Source organism: Burkholderia sp. GW821-FHT14F03 (assembly GCF_058803765.1).
Window position 1 is genome coordinate 64,415 of the sequence record NZ_JBXAPG010000034.1, and the last position, 25,702, is coordinate 90,116.

General features: G+C 67.1%; 21 protein-coding genes and 1 tRNA gene. 15 read left to right on the forward strand and 7 right to left on the reverse strand.

The genetic code is table 11. The features are described 5' to 3' along the window. Window positions 1-3 precede the first annotated feature (3 nt). A complete protein-coding gene (locus tag AC1RQF_RS22470) occupies window positions 4-159 on the forward strand; it encodes an LPXTG cell wall anchor domain-containing protein (protein ID WP_252983284.1) in 156 nt (51 codons plus the stop codon). Between the two features lie 57 nt (window positions 160-216). Here the strand turns inward: AC1RQF_RS22470 and AC1RQF_RS22475 are convergent, their stop codons facing one another. Both AC1RQF_RS22475 and AC1RQF_RS22480 read right to left on the reverse strand, forming a co-directional pair. Next, on the reverse strand, window positions 217-933 hold the full coding sequence (locus AC1RQF_RS22475; protein WP_274002399.1) for a peptidoglycan DD-metalloendopeptidase family protein: 717 nt from the start codon (window positions 931-933) through the stop codon (window positions 217-219). Between the two features lie 158 nt (window positions 934-1,091). Continuing rightward, a complete protein-coding gene (locus tag AC1RQF_RS22480) occupies window positions 1,092-2,000 on the reverse strand; it encodes an aldose epimerase family protein (protein WP_492872982.1) in 909 nt (302 codons plus the stop codon). Between the two features lie 510 nt (window positions 2,001-2,510). Here AC1RQF_RS22480 and AC1RQF_RS22485 point away from each other — a divergent pair. Further along, window positions 2,511-3,341 (forward strand): undecaprenyl-diphosphate phosphatase, encoded by an 831-nt coding sequence (locus AC1RQF_RS22485; RefSeq protein ID WP_274002401.1) that lies wholly within the window; start codon window positions 2,511-2,513, stop codon window positions 3,339-3,341. A gap of 137 nt (window positions 3,342-3,478) precedes the next feature. Further along, window positions 3,479-3,555 (forward strand) — tRNA-Arg (locus AC1RQF_RS22490). Between the two features lie 125 nt (window positions 3,556-3,680). Here AC1RQF_RS22490 and AC1RQF_RS22495 read toward each other — a convergent pair. Next, on the reverse strand, window positions 3,681-4,334 hold the full coding sequence (locus AC1RQF_RS22495) for a hypothetical protein (RefSeq protein WP_274002402.1): 654 nt from the start codon (window positions 4,332-4,334) through the stop codon (window positions 3,681-3,683). A 329-nt stretch (window positions 4,335-4,663) separates the two neighbouring features. Here AC1RQF_RS22495 and AC1RQF_RS22500 point away from each other — a divergent pair, with 329 nt between their 5' ends. Beyond that, complete coding sequence (locus AC1RQF_RS22500; RefSeq protein WP_492872983.1) at window positions 4,664-4,978, forward strand: hypothetical protein; 315 nt, start codon at window positions 4,664-4,666, stop codon at window positions 4,976-4,978. Window positions 4,979-5,298: 320 nt separating this feature from the next. On the opposite strand, the gene AC1RQF_RS22505 is transcribed toward AC1RQF_RS22500, so the two are convergent. Then, window positions 5,299-6,483: an MFS transporter gene (locus AC1RQF_RS22505; RefSeq protein WP_492872984.1), complete on the reverse strand. Its 1,185-nt coding sequence runs from the start codon at window positions 6,481-6,483 to the stop codon at window positions 5,299-5,301. A 101-nt stretch (window positions 6,484-6,584) separates the two neighbouring features. On the opposite strand from AC1RQF_RS22505, the gene AC1RQF_RS22510 reads away from it, so the two are divergent. Both AC1RQF_RS22510 and AC1RQF_RS22515 read left to right on the forward strand, forming a co-directional pair. Next, complete coding sequence (locus tag AC1RQF_RS22510; RefSeq protein ID WP_274002407.1) at window positions 6,585-7,520, forward strand: LysR family transcriptional regulator; 936 nt, start codon at window positions 6,585-6,587, stop codon at window positions 7,518-7,520. Between the two features lie 534 nt (window positions 7,521-8,054). Next, window positions 8,055-9,500: a sensor histidine kinase gene (locus AC1RQF_RS22515; RefSeq protein WP_274002409.1), complete on the forward strand. Its 1,446-nt coding sequence runs from the start codon at window positions 8,055-8,057 to the stop codon at window positions 9,498-9,500. 10 nt (window positions 9,501-9,510) lie between these two features. Here AC1RQF_RS22515 and AC1RQF_RS22520 read toward each other — a convergent pair whose 3' ends face one another. Continuing rightward, window positions 9,511-10,008, reverse strand: coding sequence for an acyl-CoA thioesterase (locus AC1RQF_RS22520; protein ID WP_274002410.1), 498 nt, complete (start codon window positions 10,006-10,008; stop codon window positions 9,511-9,513). A 380-nt stretch (window positions 10,009-10,388) separates the two neighbouring features. Between AC1RQF_RS22520 and AC1RQF_RS22525 the strand changes: the two genes are divergently transcribed. After that, window positions 10,389-11,222 carry a DNA-binding transcriptional response regulator gene (locus AC1RQF_RS22525; protein ID WP_337995310.1) on the forward strand — a complete coding sequence of 278 codons (834 nt, stop codon included), beginning with the start codon at window positions 10,389-10,391 and terminating at the stop codon, window positions 11,220-11,222. Window positions 11,223-11,806: 584 nt separating this feature from the next. Here AC1RQF_RS22525 and fabV read toward each other — a convergent pair. After that, entirely contained in the window at window positions 11,807-12,997 is a 1,191-nt protein-coding gene (gene fabV / locus AC1RQF_RS22530) for an enoyl-ACP reductase FabV (protein WP_492872985.1), read from the reverse strand. Between the two features lie 543 nt (window positions 12,998-13,540). Here fabV and AC1RQF_RS22535 point away from each other — a divergent pair. Continuing rightward, window positions 13,541-14,419 carry a LysR family transcriptional regulator gene (locus AC1RQF_RS22535; RefSeq protein WP_274002414.1) on the forward strand — a complete coding sequence of 293 codons (879 nt, stop codon included), beginning with the start codon at window positions 13,541-13,543 and terminating at the stop codon, window positions 14,417-14,419. A 30-nt stretch (window positions 14,420-14,449) separates the two neighbouring features. Here AC1RQF_RS22535 and AC1RQF_RS22540 read toward each other — a convergent pair whose 3' ends face one another. Further along, the gene (locus AC1RQF_RS22540) at window positions 14,450-15,355 is read right to left on the reverse strand and encodes a LysR family transcriptional regulator (protein WP_274002415.1); all 906 of its coding nucleotides are present in this window, start codon (window positions 15,353-15,355) and stop codon (window positions 14,450-14,452) included. Window positions 15,356-15,795: 440 nt separating this feature from the next. Here AC1RQF_RS22540 and AC1RQF_RS22545 point away from each other — a divergent pair, with 440 nt between their 5' ends. From AC1RQF_RS22545 to purU, 7 genes are all read left to right on the forward strand, one after another. Continuing rightward, window positions 15,796-17,631: an FAD/NAD(P)-binding protein gene (locus AC1RQF_RS22545; RefSeq protein ID WP_492872987.1), complete on the forward strand. Its 1,836-nt coding sequence runs from the start codon at window positions 15,796-15,798 to the stop codon at window positions 17,629-17,631. Between the two features lie 15 nt (window positions 17,632-17,646). Then, window positions 17,647-18,471 (forward strand): alpha/beta fold hydrolase, encoded by an 825-nt coding sequence (locus AC1RQF_RS22550; RefSeq protein ID WP_274002418.1) that lies wholly within the window; start codon window positions 17,647-17,649, stop codon window positions 18,469-18,471. 20 nt (window positions 18,472-18,491) lie between these two features. After that, entirely contained in the window at window positions 18,492-19,814 is a 1,323-nt protein-coding gene (locus AC1RQF_RS22555; protein WP_274002419.1) for a hypothetical protein, read from the forward strand. A 72-nt stretch (window positions 19,815-19,886) separates the two neighbouring features. Beyond that, window positions 19,887-21,746, forward strand: a complete 1,860-nt coding sequence (locus AC1RQF_RS22560) for an NAD(P)/FAD-dependent oxidoreductase (protein ID WP_492872988.1) — start codon at window positions 19,887-19,889, stop codon at window positions 21,744-21,746. Between the two features lie 72 nt (window positions 21,747-21,818). Next, window positions 21,819-23,543, forward strand: a complete 1,725-nt coding sequence (ggt, locus tag AC1RQF_RS22565; protein ID WP_274002421.1) for a gamma-glutamyltransferase — start codon at window positions 21,819-21,821, stop codon at window positions 23,541-23,543. A 21-nt stretch (window positions 23,544-23,564) separates the two neighbouring features. Then, window positions 23,565-24,680 carry an aminotransferase-like domain-containing protein gene (locus AC1RQF_RS22570; protein WP_274002422.1) on the forward strand — a complete coding sequence of 372 codons (1,116 nt, stop codon included), beginning with the start codon at window positions 23,565-23,567 and terminating at the stop codon, window positions 24,678-24,680. A 58-nt stretch (window positions 24,681-24,738) separates the two neighbouring features. Next, window positions 24,739-25,620 carry a formyltetrahydrofolate deformylase gene (purU, locus tag AC1RQF_RS22575; RefSeq protein WP_274004276.1) on the forward strand — a complete coding sequence of 294 codons (882 nt, stop codon included), beginning with the start codon at window positions 24,739-24,741 and terminating at the stop codon, window positions 25,618-25,620. Window positions 25,621-25,702: the final 82 nt, after the last annotated feature.

Below are 25,702 nucleotides of genomic sequence, written 5' to 3' on the forward strand. Positions count from 1 at the left end.
AGGATGCGTATTATCGTTGCACTCATAACCGATTCGACCATGAACTTGTTTCTGATTGCTGCGGGGCTCAGCTTGATCGGAATCGGCGCGCTGATCGCGTTCGCGCGGCGTGTCGATCCGCTCTCCGGCCGTTTGCACGGCCGTCTGCGCAAGCGCTGATCGTTCTCCCTCCCGGTTTTGTCCACGCGGGCGTTCGCCACGCGCGGTATCCCTTTGTCAGCGCGCGGGCAGATAACGCGACGGGTCGATCGAGCGGCCGCCGTAGCGCAGCTCGAAGTGCAGCGCGACCCGATCGTTGTCGGTATTGCCCATTTCCGCGATCTTCTGGCCTTGCGTGACCGTCTGGCCCTCCTTCACGAGCAGGGCGCGATTGTGCGCGTAGGCGGTCAGGAAATCGCCGTTGTGCTTGATGATCAGCAGATTGCCGTAGCCGCGCAGGCCATTGCCCGAGTAGACGACCGTACCGGCCGCCGCCGCGATGACGGGCGTGCCGGCCGCATTCGCGATGTCGATGCCCTTGGCGTTGGCGCCGTTGAACGTGCGCACCACCTCGCCGGCCGCGGGCCACACGAGCGCGATGTTGGTCGGCGGCTTGGCGGCCGGCTCGGCCGGCGCCGGGCGGCTCGCGCCCGCGCTGCTGGCGTTGCCGCCGCTGCTCTTCGCGCGCCCGGCGCTGCCGGTGCCGACCGTCGAGGCGGTGCCGGGCGGCGGATCGACGCGCAGCACCTGCCCGACCTCGATGGCGTCAGGATTGGACAACTTGTTCCAGCGCACGATGTTCGCGACCGGCTGGCGGTTGTCGCGCGCGATCTTCGACAGCGTGTCGCCGCGTTCGACGCGGTAGAAGCCGGGACCGACCGGGGCCGAGCCACAGGCGGCGAGCAGGGCGGCCAGTGACGCCACGATGAGCCGTCTCGTTGTATTCACCAACATTGAACCTCGCAAAGCGCTGCCGCGACATGCGGCAGGGATACAAAACATTCGATTTTAACGGGTTCGAGAGAGTGCTTACCGTTCGCTTGCGTCGCGCGGCGTTCCGGCGCGCTCGCGGCGGGGCCCCATGCGCCGTCTCGCGGGGGGCCGTCGCGCCTTCAGGCCAGCGGGCTGACGCGGATCCGCAGCGCGGCGGTTTCGGTCGCGCCGGGCGCCAGCTCGCGCAGGCCGAGACCGTTGTGAATGGCGTCCGGCAGCCCGAGCCACGGTTCCACGCAATAGAAATCCGATTGCGGCGCTTCGGTCCAGGTCGTGACTGCGTACCACGGGATCGAACCCGGGCGCTGCAGGTCCAGCTCGATCGCGTGGCGGCGGCCCGGCATCGCGATCCGCACCGGCGTCGCGGGGGCGCCGTCGAGGCAGTGGAACCGGTCGAGGATGGCCTCGTCGTCGAGCGTGTAGCGCGCGGCGCCGGGTTCCGCCGCGCTGATCGAGCCGTCTTCCTGCTGGTGGCGCCGCCGGGTGGGCGGCAGATCGAGTGTCGCGGCCGCGCGTTCCGCATGCGGCAGCGCGAAGTAGAAGTGGTGGCCCGCGTAATAGGGCAGCGCCACCTCGCCCGTGTTGGTCGTGGTCAGCGCGACGTCGAGCGTGTGCGGGTCGGCGAGCCGGTACGCGGCGGCGAAACGGAAGGCGAACGGATAGCCGCCCAGGGTGGCCGCGCCGCTGTCGAGCGTCATCGTGACGCCCCGGCCGTCCGCATCGGGTTGGGCGGCGAAGGGCAGGTCGCGGGCGAAGCCGTGCGCCGGCAGGTCGCGCACGACGCCGGCGGCGTCGCGCCAGCGGCCGAGCCGGCCGTCGACGCGATGGCGGCCGAGGAACGGGAACAGCAGTGGATTGCCGCCGCGGATTTTCGCCGGATTCGACCAGTCCGCCTCGGCGGGCCAGAAGATCACGGCGTCGTCGCCGAGGTCCCAGGCGAGCAGCCGGCCGCCCGCTTGCGGCGCGATGCGCACGCGCGACGGCCCGTCCTGGAGTTCGAGGATGTCCTGTTGCTGGAAGGTCGGCATGGCGGATATAGTCTGCGAGTAGTCGACGGGCCGCCAGCATAGCGGATCGGCGCGCGCCTGTGCGGTGCGTGCGCTGACCGAGGCAGGGTAAACCCGTCCAGGGAAATTGCGAGTGTAAAAAATCGTGAGTTGTAAGGACAATGCCGTCTACGCGTCACCCATCTTGGCGTCGAGTCTTGACTCTTTCAGGAGCGAGCATGGATCTGGCAACCGCAATGGGCCTCACGCTGTTTGGTATGTTCACCGGCAGCACGGTACTGTTTTTCTATCGCGTCAATCGCTGACACGATACATTTCGCATCAATGAAACCCGCCATTCAATCAATGGCGGGTTTTTTATTTCAATTTCATTACGGCATCGAGCCGCTTGTGGGCCAGATGCCCATTCGGCGCTGGATGCCTTGGCGCGCACGTTTCCCGTCGGCATAATCGGGGCGCGGTTTTTCTGGGCGGCGCGGTGTCGTCGCGCCGATCTCCTCGCTTAATTTCTCCGATAAAAAGGACCGACGCGTGAGCCTCTGGTTTCTGGTATTTCTGAGCGTCCTGCAGGGCGTCACCGAACTCTTTCCCGTCAGCAGCCTGGGCCACACGCTGCTCGTGCCCGCCTTGTTCGGCATGCATATCGACAAGCATGCGCCGCAACTCCTGCCGTTCCTCGTCGCGCTGCACCTGGGTACGGCCGTGGCGTTGCTGTGGTACTTCCGCACGCGCTGGGTCGCGCTGATCCGCGGGTTCTTCGCAGCGCTCGCCGGGCGTCGCAACGACGACGGCCACATGATGTGGGCGCTGATCATCGGCACGATTCCCGCGGGGCTCGTCGGCTTGCTGCTCGAGAAGCGCCTCGAGCGCGTGTTTCACGATCTGCGGATCGTGGCGATCGCGTTGATCATCAACGGCGTGCTGCTGTGGTTCGGCGATCGGCTGCAGCGCTCGCGCGCGCATCTGCCGCCGGAGAAGCTGACCTTCAGGCAGGCGTTTTTCGTCGGGCTCGCCCAGGTGGGGGCGTTGATTCCCGGGTTCTCGCGGAGTGGCTTGACGATGATCGCGGGCAATGCGGCGGGTTTGAGCGCGGAGAAGGCGGCGGAATTCTCGTTCCTGCTCGGGACGCCGATCATTTTCGCGGCGGGGCTGCTCGAAGTGCCGAAGCTGTTCCATGCGCCGGGGCAACTGGCCGATGCCGTGTTGGGCGGCGTGCTGACCGCGATCGCCGCCTATCTGAGCGTGCGCTTCCTGATGCGCTATTTCGAAGGGCGCGGGCGGCTTGCTTCGTTCGGGCTGTATTGCGTGCTCGCGGGGTTGTTCTGCCTGGGGTGGTTCGCGTTTCACGCGCAGCCGGCTTGAGCGGGCGTGGGTTGCGGGTGTTGAGTGTTCCCGGTCGGCGGATTGGTTTGGTCTGACGATCGGGTATAATCTTTGGCTCGGCTTTTTGGGCGCCTCGGGCGCGCCGAACGCGCCGCTGTTTTCCTCCTTCTTCATGACCGCCCTTAGCTCAGACGGATAGAGCAACGGCCTTCTAAGCCGTAGGTCACACGTTCGAATCGTGTAGGGCGGGCCAGAAATTCATTCCAAAACAAGCGCTTATCAACGCGAGCGACTGTGGCTAAGTTGGCCCCATTCACGGTTCAGCGTGAATAGGGTGTGAATGGAATCTACCCGTGGGCCTACTATGCTGGGGCCGCGTCATTGTTTGCCGAGCGTCTGGGTTAGCAATGTTCCTCCGACACCGAGAGCTGCGCCTATGACGGCCGCTATCAAGTTGGCGAGGATGTCATCGCGCTTGCGCTGCCAGAACGATTTCCGGGCATCACGTCGGATGCCATAAAACACGGTGTCCCGGCGTGGCCTTGGCCTAAATATGGCAATGCACATCGCAAGGCCGATACCTGCTAAGCAGGCAAAGGGCACCGCTTGCCACGACTTGTAGTGGAACACTGTCTGCCCGATCCCGAGCCAAAACACAGCTCCCGAAGTAAATGCGACCCATCCCCGATCTCGCAGAGGCTTCGTGCCTTCGCAGCCTCTGACAGTGGTGGCTATCCGCTGAAATAGCGCAACGCTTGCGTCACTGGTGTCATACGTCGACACAGTTGCATACAGTCGGCCGTCGCTCCAAAGAGTGGTGGAGGGATTGTGGCGGCTGATTCTTATCTCGCCTTTCCCGTTCTCCCCGAGGAATGTGAATAGCTCCTCCGCATTGTCAAACTCATAGTTTCCACTGGTTAGCTTTGGTGGATCGCCGTCAATAGTCATGAGATCAATCACGTCTTGTAATTCCTCTCTGAATACGCGGCAGTAATGCAATTGTTGCCGATGGCCTTCTTCTATGCGTTTCATTTTATTTTGGTTGAAATAGGATCGGGGATGATGGCTGAACAGAGGCGCTATTCATGGCAAGCTTTAAAGCCGAGGGGCAGCAAGATTATGCCGCTTGCCGCTTAAACTGCCGAGCCGAAATTCGATAGAGATTTCTGCGCCGGGTGCGTAGCCGATTGGGCGCTGGGTTGTCCCGGTGAATGGTGGATGGGCGGGTAGACCGATGAAGGTGCGCGGTGCTGATTAATTTGGTGCGCGCGTCAAGAGATCAGTCGCGGTTGTATTGCCGATTACCTATCCTCGTTATCAGCGGGCGAGTAGCCCTGATCCTAAACTGCTCGGGAGCGGCGATGAGCTGCTACGGAATTTCGATGATTAAGCTAGATGCGGCGGTGGGTGAAGTGGCCGAGGCGAAGGTGCATCAGTTCAGCAAAGACAAGGACGGAAACATCGGATTGGATGCGGGCAGGGCGATGGCCTATCACGATGTTGCCGATCTGATCGTAGGCGGAGACACCGTGTACGTCATCGTGCCTGACGGCCCCGGCTCGTATCGCCACACCGATAAGGTTCGAGTGAAGCGGGGACAGCACGAGTATCTGGAGAGCTTCGGGGACGACGGTGCTGCCACCACCGCATTGATGGTGCTCCCGAAATACGATTGACGTTCCCTGCTCCTGTTGTTCGGTGGTTGGCGATTGTTGTCTTGCTCAAGATGGTCCGGTCGATCGCGCTGGGTTTTGATGCGCCGATGAAATGGACGGACCTAAATCTGCCTTGCCTATCTGCGCGGCCTTACGCCGACCGCTCACGCCTGCGCTCCCCGTGGATCTGACCATGGCATTGAGCATGGTCGGGCGCTTGCGCATGCGGGCGACCAGCGCGACCTTGGGCAGTGTGCCGCCGGAGATCGCGCGCTGGTAGAAGGCGGTGGTAGCGGGGTTGCGACGTTCGGCTGTCGGCGCCGACGCGCGGCGCCGCGCGTCTAGGCGGCGGAGGCGCGGCGTTTGCCAAGCCGCACGATCAGCGGCGCGGCGGCCAGCAGCGCCGAGACGGCGCCGAGCATGAACGATCCGGCGTGGGCGTGCCCCGCGACGAACCCGCCGAGTGGTCCGCTCACGGCGATGCCGAGATCCCAGGCGGACGTCAGCGTGCCCAGCGCGGCGCTGCGTTCGTGCGCGGCGGCGGCTTCGGTCACGAGACTGGCGAGGCACGGATACAGCATGGCGAGGCCGGCGCCTGTCAGCATCGTCGCCGCGAAGACGGCCGGCGCGTGAGCGGCGACCGACAGCGCGTACAGGCCGAGCGCTTCGGTCAGCAGCGCGATCAGCAGCATGCGGGGTGCGCCGAGCCGGTCGACGGTCTGGCTGCCGGCGAATCGCACGATGAGGAACGCGGCGCCGAATGCCGCGAGCACGAGGTCCTGTCCCACGAGATGCAGCGCTGCGACGCGCGGCACCAGGAAGGCCGCGATCACGCCGTAGCCGATTCCGGCGAGCGCGCCCGACACCCCCGGCGACCAGGCGGCGCGCGGCAGCCGCGCGCGGCGTGCGGAAGGCGCGGCGGCGGGGCCGGGCAGGCGCGGCGTGCGGGCGATCAGCGCAGCGCCGACGGCCGGCAGCACGCTCGCGACCATCCACACGTCCCGATAGCCGCCGATGACCAGCACGGCCGCGCCGAGCATCGGGCCGCAGGCGAGCCCGGCCCACATCGACAGTCCGAAGTGCCCCGCGATCTTGCCGCGTCGGCTCGGCTCGGCGTGCGCGAGCACCCAGCCGATGCAGCCGGTGAACAGCGCGCCTTCGCCTGCCCCGAGGACGAGGCGGGCGAGGATCAGGACGGGCAGCGTGGCCGCGACCAGATGCAGCAGGCCGCCGAGCACGCCGAGCAGCGCGCCCGCGATCACGATCGGCCGCGATCCGCGCACGTCGGCGAAGCGGCCTGCGAAGGGCCGGCTCAGCATCGTCGCGAGCGATCCGATCGTGACCGCGAGGCCCGCGACGACCGCATTCGCATCGAGACGATCGTGGGTGAACGACGGCATCACCTGGATGGTCATGCCGATCGATGCATAGCCGAGAAAGCAGGCGGCCCACAGCGAGCGGTACGGCGGGACGGCGGAAATGGGCTCGGCGCGGCGCGCGGGCGCGGCGCAATTCGTGGCGTTCATCGTATGGGGAATAACAATCACGCATGATGGTCTTTGAAATTATGCGGGGAAATTTGTATGATGCAATTCAAATATCCTCATGAAGATTATGTGGAACCCGCATGAACACGCGTGACATGGAAGCATTCCTGGCGGTGGTCGAGACGGGCTCGATCGTGGCGGCGTCGGCGCGGCTGCATCTCACGCAGCCGGGCGTGAGCCGTCGCATCCAGAGTCTCGAAACGCTGCTCGGCGCGGCGCTGCTCGATCGTCAATCGAAGCCGCTGCGGCCGACCGCGGCCGGCCGCGAAGCCTACGAGCACGGCCGCCGCCTGCTGCGGGTGCTGGACGACCTGAAGACGCGGCTGTCGCCCGACGGCGACGTCGCGGGGGAGCTGCGGCTCGGCATCACGCCCTATCTGTCGGAGCTGGCGGTCGCCGCGCCGCTCGATGCGTTGCGCACGGCGTTTCCGCAGCTCGCGGTCTGCGTGACGACGAGCTGGCCGGAGCAATTGACCGAGCGGCTGCGCCGCGGCGAGATCGACCTCGCGGCGTTCTGCCTGCCCGACGACGTTGCGCCGCCGGGCGATGTGGAGGCGCGCGCGGTCGGCCTGCAAGCGCTGTCGGTAGTCGCGCCGCACGACGTCGCGCTGCCGGCGCGGGTGAGCTTGCAGGCGTTGTCGGCGTTGCCGTGGATCATCAACCAGGATGGGTGTGGTTTTCGCAGCGTGATCCAGCGGCGCATGGCGCAGGAGCGCCTGCCGTTCCAGATCGGCATCGAGGCGCTCAGTTCGGACCTGCGGCTGTCGCTCGTCGCGCGCGGGCTCGGGGTCACGCTGACGTCCCGGGATGCATTCGAGCGCAGTCCGTTCCGGGCGCGCTTGAGGATGCTCTCGGTGCGGGATTTCCGGCCGCAGGTCCAGGCCTGGATCGTGCATCGTGCGCCGGCGGGGCGTCTCGCGCGTCCCTTTGAATGCTTCGGCGAGGCGATGGCGGCGGCGTTCGGCGCGGACAAGCGGCGCGGCGGCGCGGGCGGACGCAGGCTGTCGCGCGCCTGAGCGGCGAGGCCGGAGCGGGAAGGGAAAGGGCCGGCGCGCGAGCCGAGCCGATCGCGCCGGGGCGCCCGATGCGTCCTGCGAGCGCATGCCGTTCCGTCTTGACCGAAGCCGATGCATTGCGCACATCCCTTGCGGTGCAATTCGCGGAACGTCGGCCGCGCGGTCTTGCAATCGGGGCCGGGACAAATCGTCGCGCCTCGTTCTTCCGCTTTACGTTCCCGATCATTTTCAGCGTCGAACGAATTGAAGGTTTTCGATCTATTTCCCGATATTGTTCATGAATATGGCGCGATCATTTGCTCTAACGCAATGAAATCGACCTCCGCCCCACCCCTGAAGATGCGTTAAGATCGCAGCTGCATCGGGGTGGGTTTTCCCGGCGCCACGAAACAAAAATTCCCCGGTATCGGTGAAGCCAACTATCCGGAGACGATTTCAACCACGCACGGCGAGCGCCGCGCCAATTCCCGCTCACGAGACGGCCGCTCGCGAGTGATGCGCTCGGCGGGAACACGGGAAACGCGAACCAGCTCCATGTACTCGTTATTGCCTGCCTTCGTATCGGCGCTGTTTCTCGGGTTCGGCACCTACGTGCTGATCACGGAGGGGGCGACGCGCGTATCGATCCCGTTCGCCGTGATGTGCGTCACGACCTTCGTGTGGCAAGGCACCTGGGCGCTGCTGTTCCAGGCCACGAGCCCCGATCTCGCGGGCCTGCTCGTCAAGATCGGCTATCTGTTCATCCTGTTCCTGCCGACCACCTTCTATCACTTCGTCGTCGAGGTCGTCGCGCGCCGCGACGAGCGGCCGCTGCTGCTCGCGTCGTATGCGCTGAGCGCCGTGCTGGCGGTGCTGCTCGTCACGAGCAACGAAGTCGTCGACGGCTTCGGTTCCTATTTCTTCGGCTATTACCCGCGCGCCGGGCGGCTGCATCCGCTGCACGTCGCGCAGACGGTCTTCCTGGTCTGCCGCGCCGCCTGGCTGCTGCTGCGTGCGCGGCGCAAGATCACCAACGCCGGTTCGCGGCGGCTGCTCGATCTGTGCCTCGTCAGTCTCGGGCTGTATTCGCTCGCGGCCACCGACTACCTTGTCAACTACGGCTACGAGCTGTATCCGCTGGGCGTGCTGTTCATCACCGTCAGCCTGGGCATGCTGGCCGTGTCGATCGTGCGCTATGGGCTGATGGGGCCGTACCTGACGCTCGCGACGGTCGCGCACGAGGTCGCCACGCCGCTCGCGACGATCGGCCTGCATGCCGACGAATTGCGCCACGCGCTGCCCGAGCTGATGCGCGGCTACCGCCTGGCGGTGGAGCATCGCCTGGTCGACGACCGGCTCGACACCGCCGAGGAGCCCGAGCGGCTGCCCGCGCTGGTGTCCGCGATCCGTCGCCACGTCGACAGCACCAATACCGTGGTCGAGATGTCGCTCGCCTCGCTGACCCTGAACCGGCTCGACAAGCGCAGCTTCGCGGTCCACTCGGTGGGCGCGTGCGTCGAGGCGGCGCTTGAACGCTATCCGTTCCGGGACGGCGAGCGTGCGCTCGTGTCCGTCGCGCAGATCGATCCGGAGATCCGCTTCTCCGGTTCCGACACGCTGCTCATGTTCGTGTTGTTCAACCTGCTGAAAAATGCGATCCAGGCGATTCATTCGGTGGGCGAGGGCCGCATCGAGATCGCCGCCTATCGCAGCGAGGGCTTTTGCGTGCTGCGCTTCAGCGACAGCGGGCCGGGCATTGCGCCCGATGTCCTGCCGCAGATCTTCGATCCGTTCTATTCGACCAAGGCGCACGGCCGCGGCACGGGCGTCGGCCTGACGTTCTGCCGGCGCGTGTGCGAGGCGTTCGGCGGCGGCATTGCGTGCGAATCGGCGCAGGGCGTGCGCACCACCTTCACGCTGCAGTTGCCGGAGCCGGGGTCGGCGGCAGACCGCAGGCTTCGCGATCTGCCGCAACCGTCCGGAGACTATCGGATCGGGTGAATCACGGCGCTCAGAGAGTCGCCATATCGGTGCTCAGTTCATATTCCTCGACCCGCGCGAGGATGCCGGCCGGGAAGCGGCGAATGCGCTTGTCCGGACCGGCGAACAGGATCTGCTGGTAGCCCATCGACACCGGGCGGCCGTCCACGTAGAAGCGGAACAGCAGGTACGCCGAGCACTGCCTGACCTTGACGGTGTTCAGGTAGCAGTCGACCCGCTGGAACGGGAACGTTTCCTGGACATATTCCTGGTGCGCGCGCTTCGTGATGAAACTGCCGCCCGCGCCCAACAGGTTGTTGTCGATGCACTCGTGGAACCAGCGTTCGCGGCAGATGCCCTGCCATTCGAAATAACGCGCGAAATAGGTGTTCATGAAGGCATTCGAATCCTTGAGATAGATATCGATCACATGGTGAAAAGTCTTGTGAGCGGTCACGTCCATGCCGTCGGGCGTCAGCAGTGCCGGGCCACGGGAGAGCAGGGCGGGAATAGCGTCGCGATTCAACATGATCAGGTCCTCGTAAACATCGCTACAGGCGGTAGCAGCGCATTCCCCCTGTATTGGCGGAATGACGGATTCTTACCGCCTTTATCCGGCGTGATAGCGAAGCCTTGGCGTGGCGGCCGGCGCGCGCGGGCGCGGGGGCTTGCCGATATTCCGGACGGCGCTGGATAATCGGGGCGCGGCTTGATTCGTTTATCGTTTGCGCGCGTAACTTTCTTTTTCCCGAGGCAGAAATGAGCTCCTTTGTCAGGCAACCGATGTTTCACCCGGTATCAGTTGTCTTTCTCGACGATAGTGCGGATTTTCTCGATGGCTTGCGGGGACGCTTCCGGGATCGGGAATTGAATCGGTTTTTCACGCGCCCGAGGGCCGCGCTCGATTTCATGACGTCGCGCGATCGCGCGGTGCCCGTGGCCCGCATCGCGGGCGCCGATTACTCGGAAGTCGAGAAGGGCGGCAGCAACGCGCTGGGGCGCGATGCGCTCGACGATGCGTCGCGCTTCGAGGAGGTCGCCGCGGTGGTGGTCGACTACGAGATGCCGGAGATCGACGGGCTGCGTTTCCTGACCTCGCTCGAGGGCGCCGTGTGCACGCGGATCCTGCTGACGGGCGCGGCGGGCGATCGCGAGGCGGTGGATGCGTTCAACGCCGGGCTCATCGACTTCTATCTGAGGAAGAGCGATCCCGGCATGCCGGGCAAGCTCACGGCCGCGCTGGCGGAGGCGAAGAAGAAGCACTGCGCGCTGCGCGGCCACATCAGCGTGCACGACATCGGCGCGACCTACTGCGATCCGCGCGTCGTTCGCCTGCTCGACGAGCGGGTCGCGCGCGGCGAGATCGTCGAATACTACTGGCGGCCCGAGCAGAATGCGGTGCTGATGTTCGACGACGCCGGGCAGGCGTCGGTGTTCGTGGCCTGGGATGCCGACGAATGGTCGTTCCAGTGCGACACCGCGGCGGATGCCGGCGCGCCGTCGCGGCTGCACCGCGGCATGGCGGAGCGGAGGATCATGCCGCTGTTCTGGCCGCATCAGGCGTACCGGCCCGAGCTGATCGGGGTCCGTTCGGCCGAGCCGCTGCCGGTGCCGGAGTGGGCGGGCGCGTCCTACTGCGTGGCGCCGCTCGACGCCGACGAGCTGGCGCCTGCGTGGCTGAGCTTCGCCGGCTGGCGGCGCGCGAAGCGCGACGCGGCGGCCGCGGACGGCGGGCGGTCGTAAGCGCCGCTCCTGCCTGCATCCGCCCGTCGTCGCGCTGAGCGCGGCGACGGGTTCCTTCGTCGGGATGCCCGGCGCACGCCGTGCCGATGCGATGCGGCGCGCGTGTCGACTTCCAGCGTGTTCGATTCGTCCAAGGCTGGCGCGCCGCGGCGCTGCCGGCTCGTCGGCACGCGTCGATATTCGGCGCGGCCGGCGCCGTGGTCGGGGCAAGCCGCATCGCATTCGCGAGCCGCACAGAGCGGCCGGCGGCGATCCGCGCGGCCGGCCCGCGCGCCGATGCGCAGCGCGCGAGCAGCCGCGGCAGGGCGGGCGTGAGCGCGACGTCTGATATCCGGGCGGGCGACTGGGCCAGCGTGGTGGTCATCGGCGCGGCGCGACCTTGGGCGCGCCGTCCGCGAGATTCGCGCATGCGGTGAAGGCGCCGCGCGCGACCCTGTCGCGCGTGCCGGCTCCATCGCGGGCAGCACCGCATCGGTGGTCGTATTCGCGCACGTCTCCGAACGTGGGGCGTCGACCGTGCCGCGTCCGATGCCGGCCAAAGGACGGTGACGCGGCCGTCGCCTCGCGCGACGTCCGCGCGCGGGTCAGACGAGGTGCCGCAGCGGCGCGTCGGTCGCGACGTCCGCGTCGTAGTCGATGCCGGGAATGTCGAAGCCGAACAGGCGCAGGAATTCGTGCTTGTAGCCGGCGAAGTCGGTCAGCTCGTACAGGTTGGCGTCGCTCACCTGGTCCCACAGCGCCTGGACCTGAGCCTGCACGTCGGCGTCGAGTTCCTTGCCGTCGGCGCGCAGGCGGCCCACCTCGTCGAGGCGCGGGTTCGCGCCGTACAGGCTGTCCAGGTACAGGCCATGAACCTGCTCGATGCAGCCTTCGTGCGTGCCGCGCGCCTTCATCACCTTGAACAGCAGCGACAGGTAGAGCGGCATCATCGGGATCGCCGAGCTGGCCTGCGTGACCACGGCCTTCAGCACCGCCACGCGCGCGTCGCCGCCGCGCGCGGCGAGCGTGTCGCGGATCGCGAGCACCTTGTGGTCGAGATCCTGCTTGGCCGCGCCGATCGAACCGTGCCAGTAGATGTCGTGCGTGATTTTCTCGCCGAGGTAGGTGAACGCGGTGGTCTTCGCGCCGGGCGCGAGCACGTCGGCCGCGAGCAGCGCGTCGATCCACATCTGCCAGTCCTCGCCGCCCATCACCGCGACGGTGGCGTCGATCTCGTCCTGGGTCGCGGGTTCGAGCTGCGTGTCGCGGATCGTCTCGCGGTCGGTGTCGAGGCCGCGCAGCTTGACGGCGCGGCCGACCGGCTTGAGCGTCGACGTGAAGGTCTCGCCCGTGCGCGGATGCGTGCGGCGCGGCGCGGCGAGGCTGTAGACGACGAGGTCCACCTGGCCGAGGTCGCGGCGGATCGTCTCGATGGTCTTCTGCTTGATCTCGTCGGAGAACGCGTCGCCGTTGAGGCTGGCCGCATACAGGCCGGCTTCGTCCGCGCGCTGCTCGAACGCGACGCTGTTGTACCAGCCGGCCGTGGCGGGCTTGTCGGCGGCGCCGGGGCGTTCGAAGAACACGCCAAGCGTTGCGGCGCCGTAGCCGAATGCGGCGCTGATGCGGGCGGCCAGCCCGTAGCCGGTCGACGCGCCGATCACCAGCACCTTCTTCGGTCCGTCGCCGTGCGGCGCGTGGGCGCGCACGTAGTCGATCTGGGCGTCGACATTCGCCGCGCATCCGGTCGGATGCGCGGTCACGCAGATGAAGCCGCGCACGCGCGGTTTGACGATCATGGGAGCCTCATGGGAGTGAGCCGGCCGGTCGGTCGGCGGGAGTGCGTGCATTCTATCCGAGGCCGCGCGGGCGGGCGCGCCGGCCCGCGCGGCGCAGCGGCGGACCGAAGAATCATGACGTCGCATGACATATATTTCTATTTCCTTTCAAAAAGAAACCCATTGTTCGCATAGTTCGCTATCATGTCGACAAACAATCATTTCTAGTCCGAGAATAATCATGAGAGACGTTCCGATTGCGTCGGCCATTGCGCCGGCGGGCGGGCGGCCGCACCGCAAGGGCCAGCGGCGCGCGCGCACCTACCGACCTCCATCGGCCGACGGCGCTTGAGTGCCCGGCCGGTCCGCCGCGCGCGCGGGTTCGCGCACGGCGCAGCGCTTCACGCTTCACTTCTCGCCGCTTTGTTTTTCCATCACCAGGCCGGTCTGGTGAGGCGAGCCTACGCGCGGCACGACCGCGCCCGTTCCCGCCCGTTTGACGAGGGCAACCCAGAGCAGGACAGCCAATACGTCATTGGCAAGCGAAAGTGACGAGGGACCAGGATGGATTTGCAGGCGTTGAAGATCTTCAAGGCCGTTGCGGACGAGGGCGGCATTGCCCGCGCGGCCACCGTGCTGAACTGTGTGCAGTCCAATGTTTCGACCCGGCTGCGACAACTCGAGACCCGGCTGGGCATTCCGCTTTTCTATCGCGTCAACGGGCGCCTCGTCATCACGAATGAGGGCTCGCAATTGCTCGGCTACGCGGAGCGCATGCTGCAGCTGGCGGACGAGGCGCGTTCGATCGTGAAGGGCGGCGGCGAGCCCGCCGGGCGCCTGCGGATCGGCGCGACCGAGGCCACCGCCGCCGCGCGCCTGCCGCGCATGCTGGCCGGGTTCCACCAGCGCTACCCGAAGGTCGACATGACGATCGAGACCGGCTCGATCGAGCAGATCACGCACGCCGTCATCGGCCATCGCCTCGACATCGCGCTCGTGCCCGCGCCGGTCACGTCCGACGAGCTGGCGGAGGAGGCCGCGTTCGACGAGGAACTGCTGCTGATCACCGACCACAGCCACCCGACCGTCACGTCGGCCGAGGACCTGCGCGGCTGCAGCTTCCTCGCGTTCCGTTCGGACGGCACGCATCGCGCACGCTTCGAGAGCTGGCTGGAAGGCGCGGGGATCAAGCCGCGCATCGTGCTGGAGTTCGGCGCGCTCGAGGTCATCATCGCGTGCGTCGGCGCGGGCATGGGCGTGTCGCTGATGCCGCGCTCGCTGATCGAGCGCCGCGACCTGACGAATGTCATCAAGTGCCATGCCGTGCTGCCGGACGTCGCGCGCAATCGCGTGCACTTCGTCTGGCGCAAGGACATCGCGCGTCACAACGCGCGCGATGCGTTCGTGCGCAGCCTCAAGGGACAGGAGCTGCGCGTGTCGTGACGCCGGCGGTGCGCCGGCGCGTCGAGGGAGTCAGGTGTCGCAGATGTCGCAGAGGTCGACGGGCGGCGCGAACAGGGCGGGCGGGGCGGCGTGTGCGCGCAGGCTGTCCGCGAGCAGGCGGTGGTCGGCGTCGTGCCGGCTGTCGCTGCGCCAGATCATCACCGTCCTGGCGAGCGCATATTTCTCGGGCAGCGGATGACACTGGATCTGATCCGTGAAGCCGAGCGTGTCGACCAGGGCGGCCGGCATGAGCGCGGCGCCGAGCCCGGCCGCGACGCAGCCGAGGATCGCCTCGGCGGTGTCGAACTCCTGCGTGCGCGACCACGGCACGCCGGCCTCGGCCATCCAGCGCTGCAGGCGGCTGCGGTACGCGCAGCCTTCGCGAAAGCCGATGATCATCGTGTTCGCGAGATCCTTGGCGCTGCGAATCACCGGGTGACGGCGATCGGTCAGCAGCACGAGCGCCTCCGCGTCGAGCTCGACTTGCTGAAGTTCCTCGTGCCGCACCGGGCCGACGACGAAACCGATGTCGAGCTCCTGCCCGAGCACGTCGCGCACGATGCTGCCGGAGGTGGCCACGTTCACGTGCAACTGCACCGCGGGATGCGTGCGATGGAATTCCGTCAAGGCATGCGGCAGCTGCAGCGTCGCCGTCGTCACGATCGCGCCGATGCGCAGCTCCGCGCAGGGCATGCCCGATCCTTTCACCATCTGCCGCGCCTCGTCGGCGAGCTGCAACAGACGCACGGCATAGCCGTGCAGCACGACGCCGCGCGGGGTCACGGTCAGGCGCTTGCCGACCCGTTCGAACAGCTGGGTGTCCAGCATGTCTTCCAGCTGCCTGATGCGCATCGATACGTTCGACTGAACGCAGTGCAGGCGCTCGGCGGCGCGCGCCACGCCGCCTTCGTCGACGACCGCCTTGAATATCTGCAATGCCCTTAGATCCATGCCATACGCCCCGCGATTTGCCCCACCCATCCATCGATGAATTTGAAATTCCTCGTAATACGGGAAATTTCCTTTATTAGGATAGTTTCATTGCTTCTAAATCTGCGGGCAACTGTTTCTTGAAAAGCGAATGCATTATCAAAAATTTGAATTATCCCCGTCGGTCACCTGTAAATAGAATTTACCTGGTGATTGATGTCGAGGGCGGATTGCCTAATTCGACGCTGATCGCGTGGTAATTGGAGGCATCCGATCCCCGTGCATTTGATAGGCCTGTAAGGTCCGTCGGGCGGGCTGGAGCGGTGCTGTCGCGAGACCAGCGCCGGGGGGAGGTTTTGTCTTTCGATTATTGAATCCGGGTGTGGTGTATATGATTAAATAATTCGGGAACAAATATGGAAAGAATTAGTGTAGCCATTGTGGGCATGGGTCAGCGCGGGCTGACGCTCCTCGAACGATTGCACGCCGTGCTTTCGCAGCGCGAACTGGATGTCGGTATTGACCTGCATCTGATCGATCCATCCACGCCAGGTCAGGGCATTCACGAATGGAGCCAGCCGGATCATTTGCTGGTCAACACCATCGCCGCGCAGATCACGATGTATTGCGACGAGTCCGTCACGGATTCCGGCCCGGTGCTGCCCGGCCCGTCCTTTCTCGAGTGGGCGCTCGATCGCGGCTACAAGAAACTGGATGGCCGCTACGTCGTGTCGGACGAGGGCGAACCGGTGGACGAGAACATGTATCTGCCGCGCGCCGTGCTGGGCGAGTACCTGACCTGGGTATACGACCGCCTGCTCGACAGCCTCCCCGACTACGTGAACGTGATCAACCATCGCCGCAACGTCGTGAACATCGTGCCGATCGATGCGCAGCGGATCGAGGTGCATCTCGACGGCGATTTCCGGATCGACGCGAACTACGTGTTCATGACGATGGGCCACAGCCTCGGCGGCAAGGACGCGTTCGACCACAAGTTCGACCGCTGGGTCGAGCAGGGCAAGGCGGGCAACAGCCATCTCGCCTATTTCAAGTCGCCGTATCCGATCACCTCGCTCAATGCGATCAGCGCGCAGGCGCGCGTGGCGATCTGCGGCACGGGCCTGACGGCGGCGGATGCCATCTCGGCGCTGACCATCGGCCTCGGCGGCCGCTTCGAGAAGGTGTCGTTCGACCGCTATCGCTACATCGCCTGCGGACGCGAGCCGAAGCTCACCGTGTTCTCGCGCCAGGGCCTGCCGGCGGGCGGCCGCGCGGTGAACCAGAAGGGCACCTACGGCCAGTACAAGGCGAAATTCTTCACACGCGATTTCGTCGACGTCTGCCGCGCGAAGAACCGCCGCGAGCGCGGCAACGAGCAGCTCGATTTCGATCGCGATCTGTGGCCGACGCTGAGAAAGGAAATGGCCTATGTGTATTCGCGTTCGGTGACGGGCGTCTGGGCCGATCCCGAGACCTATGTGCCGGAGCCCGACATCGAAGCGGCGGTCGACCTGCTGATGCTGCCCGCCGCCAATTTGACGTTCGTCGATCAGGAGGCCTATCGAAAGTACGTGCGCGGCCACCTGACCGAAGACATCGCCGACTGCTTCGGCGGCAACGTCGACAACCCGCGCAAGGCCTCGGCCGACATCCTGCGCGACATCCGCGACAACATCCGGCACGCCGTCGACTACTGCCGGCTCACGCCCGAATCGCACCGCCGCTTCCTGTCGTACTGGTGCTCGATCAGCAACCGCATCGCGAGCGGGCCGCCGAAGGAACGCAACATGGAGATGCTGGCGCTGATGGACGCGGGCGTGCTGTCCTTCTTCGGTCCCAAGCCGGAGCTGGGCTACGACGAGGACGAGCAGTGCTTCACGTTGTCGACCGACCGCTTCGAGACGCCGGCCCGCGAATCGTTCGACGTGCTGATCCGCGCCAAGGTCGACCTGTTCGAGCCCGAGACGAGCCCGTCGCCGCTGGTGCGGAACATGCTCGCGTCCGGCGCCATCACGCCGTTCCGCAACGGCGAATTCAGCCCGAGCGGCATCGAGATCACGGCGGGCGTCAACGTGATCAACCGCGACGGCGCGGTGATCCCGAACCTATGGGCGCTCGGCTACGTGGTGGAAGGCGCGCATTTCTACACCTACGTGCTGCCGCGCCCGTTTTCCAATTCGCGCGGCCTGCAGGACGCGGGCAAGGCCTGCATGGCGATGGCCGACGACATCGAGGCGCGCTGCGAAGCAGAGCAGGCGCTCAACGCTGAAGCTGTCTGAGAGGAGACCGGAACCATGAATCGACGCAATTTCAACAGCGGGGCGATCGGCCTCGCGCTGGGCGCGCTCGCGGCCCGTTCCGCGCAGGCGCAGGATGCGTCCGCCAAGCTCCCCGCGGCCGCGCCGGGCGGAGCCAAGACCTTCGTGCTCGTGCATGGCGCGTGGTACGGCGGCTGGTGCTGGAAGAAGGTCGCGCAGAAGCTGCGCGCGGCCGGGCACAACGTATCCACGCCGACCTGCCCCGGGGTGGGCGAGGCGAAGCATCTGCTGTCGAAGGACATCACGCTCACCACCCACATCACGAGCATCGTCAACCATATCCAGTACGAAGGCCTGAGCGACGTGGTGCTGGTCGGCAGCGGATTTTCCGGCCTGATCATCAGCGGCGTGGCCGACCGGATCCCGCAGGCGCTGCGCACGCTCGTCTACCTCGATGCGCTCGTCGTGCCGAACGGAATGTCCGCGTTCGACGCGCAGCCGGCCGAGATCACCCGCAAGCGGCTGGAGCAGGTGGCGCGCGAAGGCAACGGTATCGCGATCCCGACGCCGCCGCTCAGCACCTACGACATCGTCTCGGAGGCGGACAAGGCCTGGGTCGGATCGTTGCTGACGCCGCATCCGGTCGGCCCCTATCAGGAGAAGTTCTTCCTGAAGCACCCGATCGGCAACGGCGTGCCGCGCATCTACGTCGATTGCGTCGCCCATTCGTTCGCGCCGCTCGCGAAGCTCAAGAAGGACATCCGCGCGCAGCCGGGCTGGATCTGGCGCGAGCTCGACGCGCGGCACGACCCGATGGTGACCGAGCCGGAACTCCTCAACGAATTCCTGCAATCCATCTAGGACGATAAGGAGAAGACACCATGTTGAATGGATGGCAGAAGGCCAGCGCGCTGATGCTGAGTTCGCTGCTGCTGCTGGCGGCGACGACGTTCTCGGCCGCGCTGCCCAAGCTCGCGTCGAGCGTCGGCGTGGTCGCGTGCATTCCGCTCGCGATCCTGTGCCTGTCGAAGGAGAGCCGCAAGAAGCAGACGCTGTGGTACGCGGTGGGCATCTTCGTGATCTGCCTGCCGCTGCTCGGCAGCGTCGTCGATGCGCCGCAGCTGCTCGCGGCGATGGGGCGCTTCTCGCCGGTGATGGCGCTGCTCGTCGGCGTGTCGCTGTTCCGGCACAGCCTGACGCGCTCGGGGCTCGCCGCGTTCGTGAGCAGCCGCCTGATCACGCCGCCCGATGGCGCGCGGAACTCGGTGCGGGTGGCGCTCGCGACGATGGCGCTCACGCTGTTCACGAGCCAGGGCGCGATCTCGATGATGGGCGCCGTGTGCGGGCCGCAGGTGAAGAACCGCCAGGGCATCGCGCGGATCACGATGCGCGCGTTGTGCGCATCGATGTTCATCCTGCCGACCACGGTCGCGTCGGCGTCGATCGCCGCCGCGATCCCGCACCTCGATACCGGCGCGGTGCTGCTGCTCGGCATGCCGCTCGCGCTGTTCGTGGTGGCGGGGGCGATGACGCCGCGTCTCGAGATCGACACGGGCGCCGCCAAGGCGCGCGAAGTCGACAAGCTCAAGCCGCTCGTGCTCGCGGCGATGGTGGCGGGGTTCGGCGCGATCTGCTACGTGGCCACCGGCAAGCTGACCTGGTCATTCGCGTTCGCGATGATCGCGGGCTACGCGTTCGAGCTGCTGGTGCTGTCGGGCAAGGCGGGGGCGGTGACGAAGGAAGCGCCGAAGAGCATCGACGGCATCGCGCCCGAGCTGCTGCTGCTCGCGGCGTCGAGCCTGCTGATCTTCACGATCCAGCACGTCGACCTCGCCGCGTACCTGCCGCAGGCCGTGCGTGCGCCGCTCGGCAATCCCTACGCGGTGGGCGTGCTGCTGATCGCCGTGCTGCCCGCGATCACGATGCTGGGCGTGCATCCGATGATCCTGTTCGGCATTTTCTTCCCGCTCGTGGATGCCACCGTGCTCGGGCCGACCTACGTGCAGTACCTCGCGTGGACGTCGATGTTCGTGATGTCGAACCTGCTGTCGCCCGTGTCGATCTGCTCGATCCTCGCCGCCACCAGTCTGCAGATGTCGAGCCGCGAGACCAGCTTCGTGTCGAACGGTCGCTTCTGTGCGCTCGGCATGGTGCTCGCCTATGTCTACGTGCTCGGGCTGCTGGCGCTGAGCCCGCATGGCTGAGGCCCGGCCGCGACCGTATCGGATGCGCGGCGCGCATCCCTGACCCTTACCGACATTCCATCGGATACCACCATGAAAATACTGTTGTTAGATGTGCTGGACCAGCCGCTGCAGGACGCGCTGCTCGCCGACAACGTGATCTACCGTCCGGACCTGCTGCACAAGAGCCAGGACATGCTCGCGCGCACCCTGATCGAAGGCGGCGTCGACGCGCTGATCTCGAGCGATCCGGTGCCGCGCAAGGCGATCGACGAATGGGCCGCGGCGAGCGCGGCGCCCGTCCACGTCGTGCGCGTCGTGATCCCCGATCCGAATGCGCAGGATCTGCTCGACTACGCGCCGTCGGGCGAGATCGAGGCCGGCAACAGCATGACCTTGCAGGCGGTCGGGAAGTCGCTCGGCGACGCGTACGTCAACGCTTTTGAGCTGCTCGAAGCCCGCTGGGTGCGCCACGCGCTGCGCAGCCGCGCCGAGCGCGACGAGGCGGCCGCGCCCGAGACGATCGTCGGCCGCACCACGGTGCTGCTGGTCGGCGCGGGGCTCGTCAATCTCGTGACCGGATTCCGCCTGCAGCAGGAGGGCTATGCGGTGCACTTCGTCGATGCGCGCCCGGACCCGGGCGCGGCGCATCCGTGGACGGCCTACGGCTGCACCCACGGCGGCGACGACGCGCGCATGTTCACCTTGTCGGAGATGGACAACTACAACGACCGGCAGGTGTCGCTGACGATGAACAACCTGTTCCGGCGCAGCGTGACCGAGCTGGGCTGGAACGTGCACTGGAAGGAGACGCTGTCCGACCACGAGATGCGCTGGGTGCGCGAGTTCGAGGGGATCCCGGTCTGGCTCGCCGACAAGTACAACGAGGACATCTTCGCGTTGTCGCGCGCGAGCCATCCGCGCTGGACCCGCTGGATCGACGACGACCCGGACCTGTTCTCGGCCTCGCTGCTGCGCGAGGGGATCCTGCGGCTCTATTCGGACGGCGCTCAGTTCGCGGGCGCGGTGCGACGCCAGAACCGCATCGGCGCGACGCGCCAGGTGCTGACGCCGCAGGAGGTCGCGCAGCGGCATCCGGCGCTGGCCGACGCCGTGCGGGGCGGCCATATCGCAGGCGGCATCCACGTGGTCGGCTTCACGGTCAACGCGCACAAGTTCGTGCGGGGGCTGCTGCAGCGTCTGCGCGCGGGCGGCGCGGAGTTCACCTGGGGCTGCGCCGCGCAGCGCCTGGAGCGCGACGCGGAGCAGCGCGTGTGCGGCGTGCGGATAGGCGACGACGTGCTGGAAGCCGACCACTACGTGCTGTCGACGGGCGCGTACGGCGATGCGCTGCTCGGCGGCACCGAGACGAAGGGCAAGATCCACGGCGTGCTGGGCGCGTGGCTGCGGATCCCGAACCTCGAACCGGGGCTGCGCCATTCGCTGAAGCTCGCGCGCAAGGGGCACATCACCGAGGACGCGAACATCACGGTGGCGACCGACGAGCGCGGTCAGCCGATCCTCGTGATCGGCTCGGGCTACGGCCATACCGGCGTCGATCCGCGCAACATCGACCTCGCGCAGCTGCAGCAGATCTACCAGGGGCTGGTCGACACGGCGGCCAAGTATTTCCCGGCCTCGTACAGCGCGGCGACGGAGGCGGGCAACCTGCAGGACAGCTTCAAGTACTGCGTGCGGCCGTGGACCTCGTCGGGTCTCGGCGTGTTCGAGATCGTGCCGGGCGCGCGCGGCGGCCGCTGCGTGATCACGGGCGGGCACAACACGGGCGGCTTCGCGCAGGCGCCCGAGATTGCCCAGGCGGTGTTCGACGCGGTCGAGCGCCGCGAACACCCGATGCATTTCGCCTACCACCCGAACCGGCCCGGCGTGTTCCTGGGCGCTTCCGCGCCGGCACAGCAGGCCGTCGCGCACCCGGAAGCCGCGCTCGGCTGACGGCAGGGCGCGCGGGCCGCGTTCCGGCCGCCCGCGCGCCGTCTCATATCCATTCATCAGGACTGGCAGACCATGAAGATCAGCAATGAAAACCCCACCCGGCACGAACCGGAGCAGGACGCGCGCTCGCGTGATGCGGCCGAGGAATCGCGGCGCATCATGCGCAAGCTGCAGCAGGAACCCGGTGCGCGCGCGCCGCAGGTGCTGAAGGCGGGCGCGGTGGCCGCGCCGGACCTGTACAGCGCGAACGAGGCCGAGGCGGTGCTGGCCGAGGGCGGCAACGCGGTCGACGCGGCGGTCGCGGCCGCGTTCGTGCTGGCCGTCACCTATCCGGAGGCGGGCAACCTCGGCGGCGGCGGCTTCATGACCATTTTCCACGACGGCATCCCGTACTTCCTCGACTACCGCGAATGCGCGCCGGAGAACGCGCGGCGCGACATGTACCTCGACGAGGCCGGCGAGGTGGTGCCGGGCAAGGGCGTGGTCGGCCGCCACTCGGTCGCGGTGCCGGGCACCGTGCGCGGGCTGTGGGATGCGCACCGCCGCTTCGGCTCGCTGCCGTGGCGGCGTCTCGTGGAGCCCGCGATCCGCTACGCGCGGCAGGGCTTCATCGTGCATCGCCAGCTGATCGAGCGGCGCGACGTGATGCTCGACGATTTCGAGGGCAAGACGAACTTCAAGCACTACTTCGGCAAGATGGAGGAGGGCGGCGTATTCCGCCAGCCGGAGCTGGGCACGACGCTCGAACGGATCGCCCGCTTCGGGGTCGGCGAGTTCTATCTGGGCGCGACGGCGGAGCTGCTCGTGCGCCAGCTGTCCGGCCAGGACGTGCCGATCACCAAGGACGACCTGCGCCACTACCGCACGATCTGGCGCAAGCCGCTCGTCGGGCGCTGGAACGGCTACGAGGTCGTGACCGCGCCGCCGCCCAGCTCGGGCGGGATCGGGCTGCTTCAACTGCTCAAGATGCGGGACGAGCTGGACGGCGCGTTCGCGGGCGTCGAGCACAACTCGACGCAGTACGTGCATCTGTTCTCGGAGATGATGAAGCGGGTGTTCGCCGATCGCGCCGAATACCTCGGCGATCCGGGCTTCCAGATCATGCCGGTCGACGCGCTGCTCGACCCCGCCTACCTGCGCCGGCGCGCGGCGGAGATCGACCTCGCGGTGCCGACCCGGATGGAGGCCGTGCGCCCGGGGCTCGGGGAGAGCGACGAGACCACCCATTACTCGATCGTCGACAAGTTCGGCAACGCGGTGTCCAACACCTACACGCTGAATTCGAAGTTCGGCAGCGGCGTGGTGGTGGAGGGCGCGGGCTTCCTGCTCAACAACGACATGGACGACTTCTCGGCGAAGCCGGGCGCGACCAACCGCTTCGGCCTCGTCGGCGCCGACGCCAACGCGATCGCGCCGGGCAAGCGCATGCTGTCGTCGATGACGCCCACGATCCTGACCCGGGACGGCCGGGTGGCGTTCGTGATCGGCACGCCGGGCGGCTCGCGGATCTTCGGCTCGATCTTCCAGGTGCTGAACAACGTGCATGCGTTCGACATGCCGCTCGCGAAAGCGGTCGCGAAGATGCGCGTTCACCATCAGCTGCTGCCCGTCAACACCGTGTACTGGGAACCCTATGCGCCGATCGAGGGCGCGCTCGCCGAAGAATTGATCGCGCGCGGCTACAACCTCCAGCCGCGCTTCACGAACGGCGACATCCAGGTGATCCGCGTCGCCGGCGACATGCCGGAGGCGGCGTCCGATCCGCGCGCGCGCGGTACGGTGCGGCTCGTCAACTAATCCCCGTAGAGAGGACTTCCCATGAAAACCATCGATCTGTCGCGCGGCGTGCCCGATCCCCAATCGTTTCCGGTCGATTCGCTGCGCGCGATGGCGTCGAGCGCGCTCGCGCGCGACGCGAGCCGGATGTTGCAATACGGGCCGGCGTTCGGCTATCCGCCGCTGCGCGAATTCATCGCGTCGTGGTTCGATTGCGCGATGTCGAACGTGCTGATCGGCCAGGGCTCGCTCGAACTGTTCAACTTCATCTGCGACGCGTACCTGCGGCCGGGCGACGTGGTGTTCGTCGAGCGCCCGACCTATGACCGCGCGCTCACGACGCTGCGCCAGCACGGCGTCACGGTGGTCGGCATCGAGGTAGGAGACGAGGGCGTCCGGCTCGATGCGTTCGAGCGCGAGCTGCAGCGCCGCCGGCCGAAGCTGGTCTACCTGATTCCCGATTTCCAGAATCCGACCGGCGCGTGCATGAGCCTGGAGGCGCGGCAAACCATGATCCGCTGGGCGCGCGAATACCGTTTCCTGCTCGTCGAGGACGGGCCGTACGGCCTGCTGCGCTACCAGGGCGCGCCGCTGCCGTCGCTGCGCAGCCTCGCGCCGGACCTGACGCTGCATCTGAGCTCGTTCACGAAACTGATCAGCCCGGGCGTGCGCACGGGCTTCCTGGTCGCGCCCGAGGCGGTCGTGCAGCGCGTCGCGGGCGTCGCCGAGCGGCACTACATCACGCCCGGCGTGTTCGCTCAGGGCGTCGTCGCGGCCTGGTGCGAGAGCGGCCAGCTGCCGCCGCAGCTCGACCGCCTGCGCGCGCTCTACGGGCCGCGCCTCGAAACCTGCGTGCAGGCCATCGAGCGCTACCTGCCCGGACGGCTGTTCGTGCGGCCGGAGGGCGGCTTCTTCGCGTCGCTGAAGCTCGGCGCGCGCATCGACGAGCATTCGCTGCGCTCGGCCGCGCTCGAGGCGGGCCTGGTGCTGTCGTCGGGCAGCGCGTTCTTCGACGCGCACCCCGGCTACCAGTTCCTGCGCGTGCCGTTCTGCGCGCTGAGCGCCGCCGACCTCACCGAAGGCATTCGCCGGCTCGGTGACGTGGTGGACCACCTGAACATGGCGGCGCGCGGCAGCCACGCGCATGCCGCGCTCTGACGAGGAGGAAGACGTCGTGTTGACATCAAGCCAAACCGGCGCGTCCGGCGCCGCGGCGCTGGCGGAGCCGCCCGCCGGCGTCGAGTATGCACTGCTCGCGTCCTGTCCCGCGCAGCGCGGCCTGCTGCATCGCGTGTCGAGCGTGCTCGCGGAACTGGGCGGGCACGTGCTCGATTCCGCGCAGTACAGCGACCCGGCGTCGCGGCGGCTGTTCATGCGCATCGTGTTCGCGCTCGACGAGGGCGGCGCGAGCGAGGCCGCGCTGCGCGCGGGCATCGGCCGGCTCGAGGACGGCTCGGGCCTGCAATGGACGCTGTACGCCACGGCCGCGCGGCCGCGCGTGCTGTTGCTGGCGTCGCGGCTAGGGCACTGCCTGAACGACCTGCTGTTCCGCCACGCGAGCGGCACGCTGCCGGTCGAGGTGGTCGGCGTCGTGTCGAATCATCGCGACTTCGCGCGGCTCGTCGACGGCTACAACCTGCCGTTCCATCATTTCCCGCTGCCGCCGCACGCGTCGGCGGAGGAGCGGGCCGAGCAGGAGCAGCGCATTCTCGCGCTGGTCGACGCGCAGGACATCGAGCTGGTGGTGCTCGCGCGCTACATGCAGATTCTGTCGCCGCAGTTCTGCGATGCGCTGAAGGGCCGCGTGATCAACATCCACCACTCGTTCCTGCCGAGCTTCAAGGGGGCGCAGCCGTACGGCCAGGCGCACGCGCGCGGGGTCAAGCTGATCGGGGCGACCGCGCATTTCGTGACGCGCGAGCTGGACGAGGGGCCGATCATCGAGCAGGACGTCGCGCGGATCGATCACGCGATGTCGCCGCAGGCGCTCGCGACGATCGGCGGGGATGCGGAATGCGTGGTGCTGGCGCGGGCCGTGAAGTGGTTCGCGGAACGCCGGATCCTGCTCAATGGCAACAAGACCGTCGTGTTCCGCTAGGCGGCTGAAGCGCTGCGGGGGGGGGGGGGGGGGGGGGGGGGGGGGGGGGGGGGGGGGGGGGGGGGGGGGGGGGGGGGGGGGG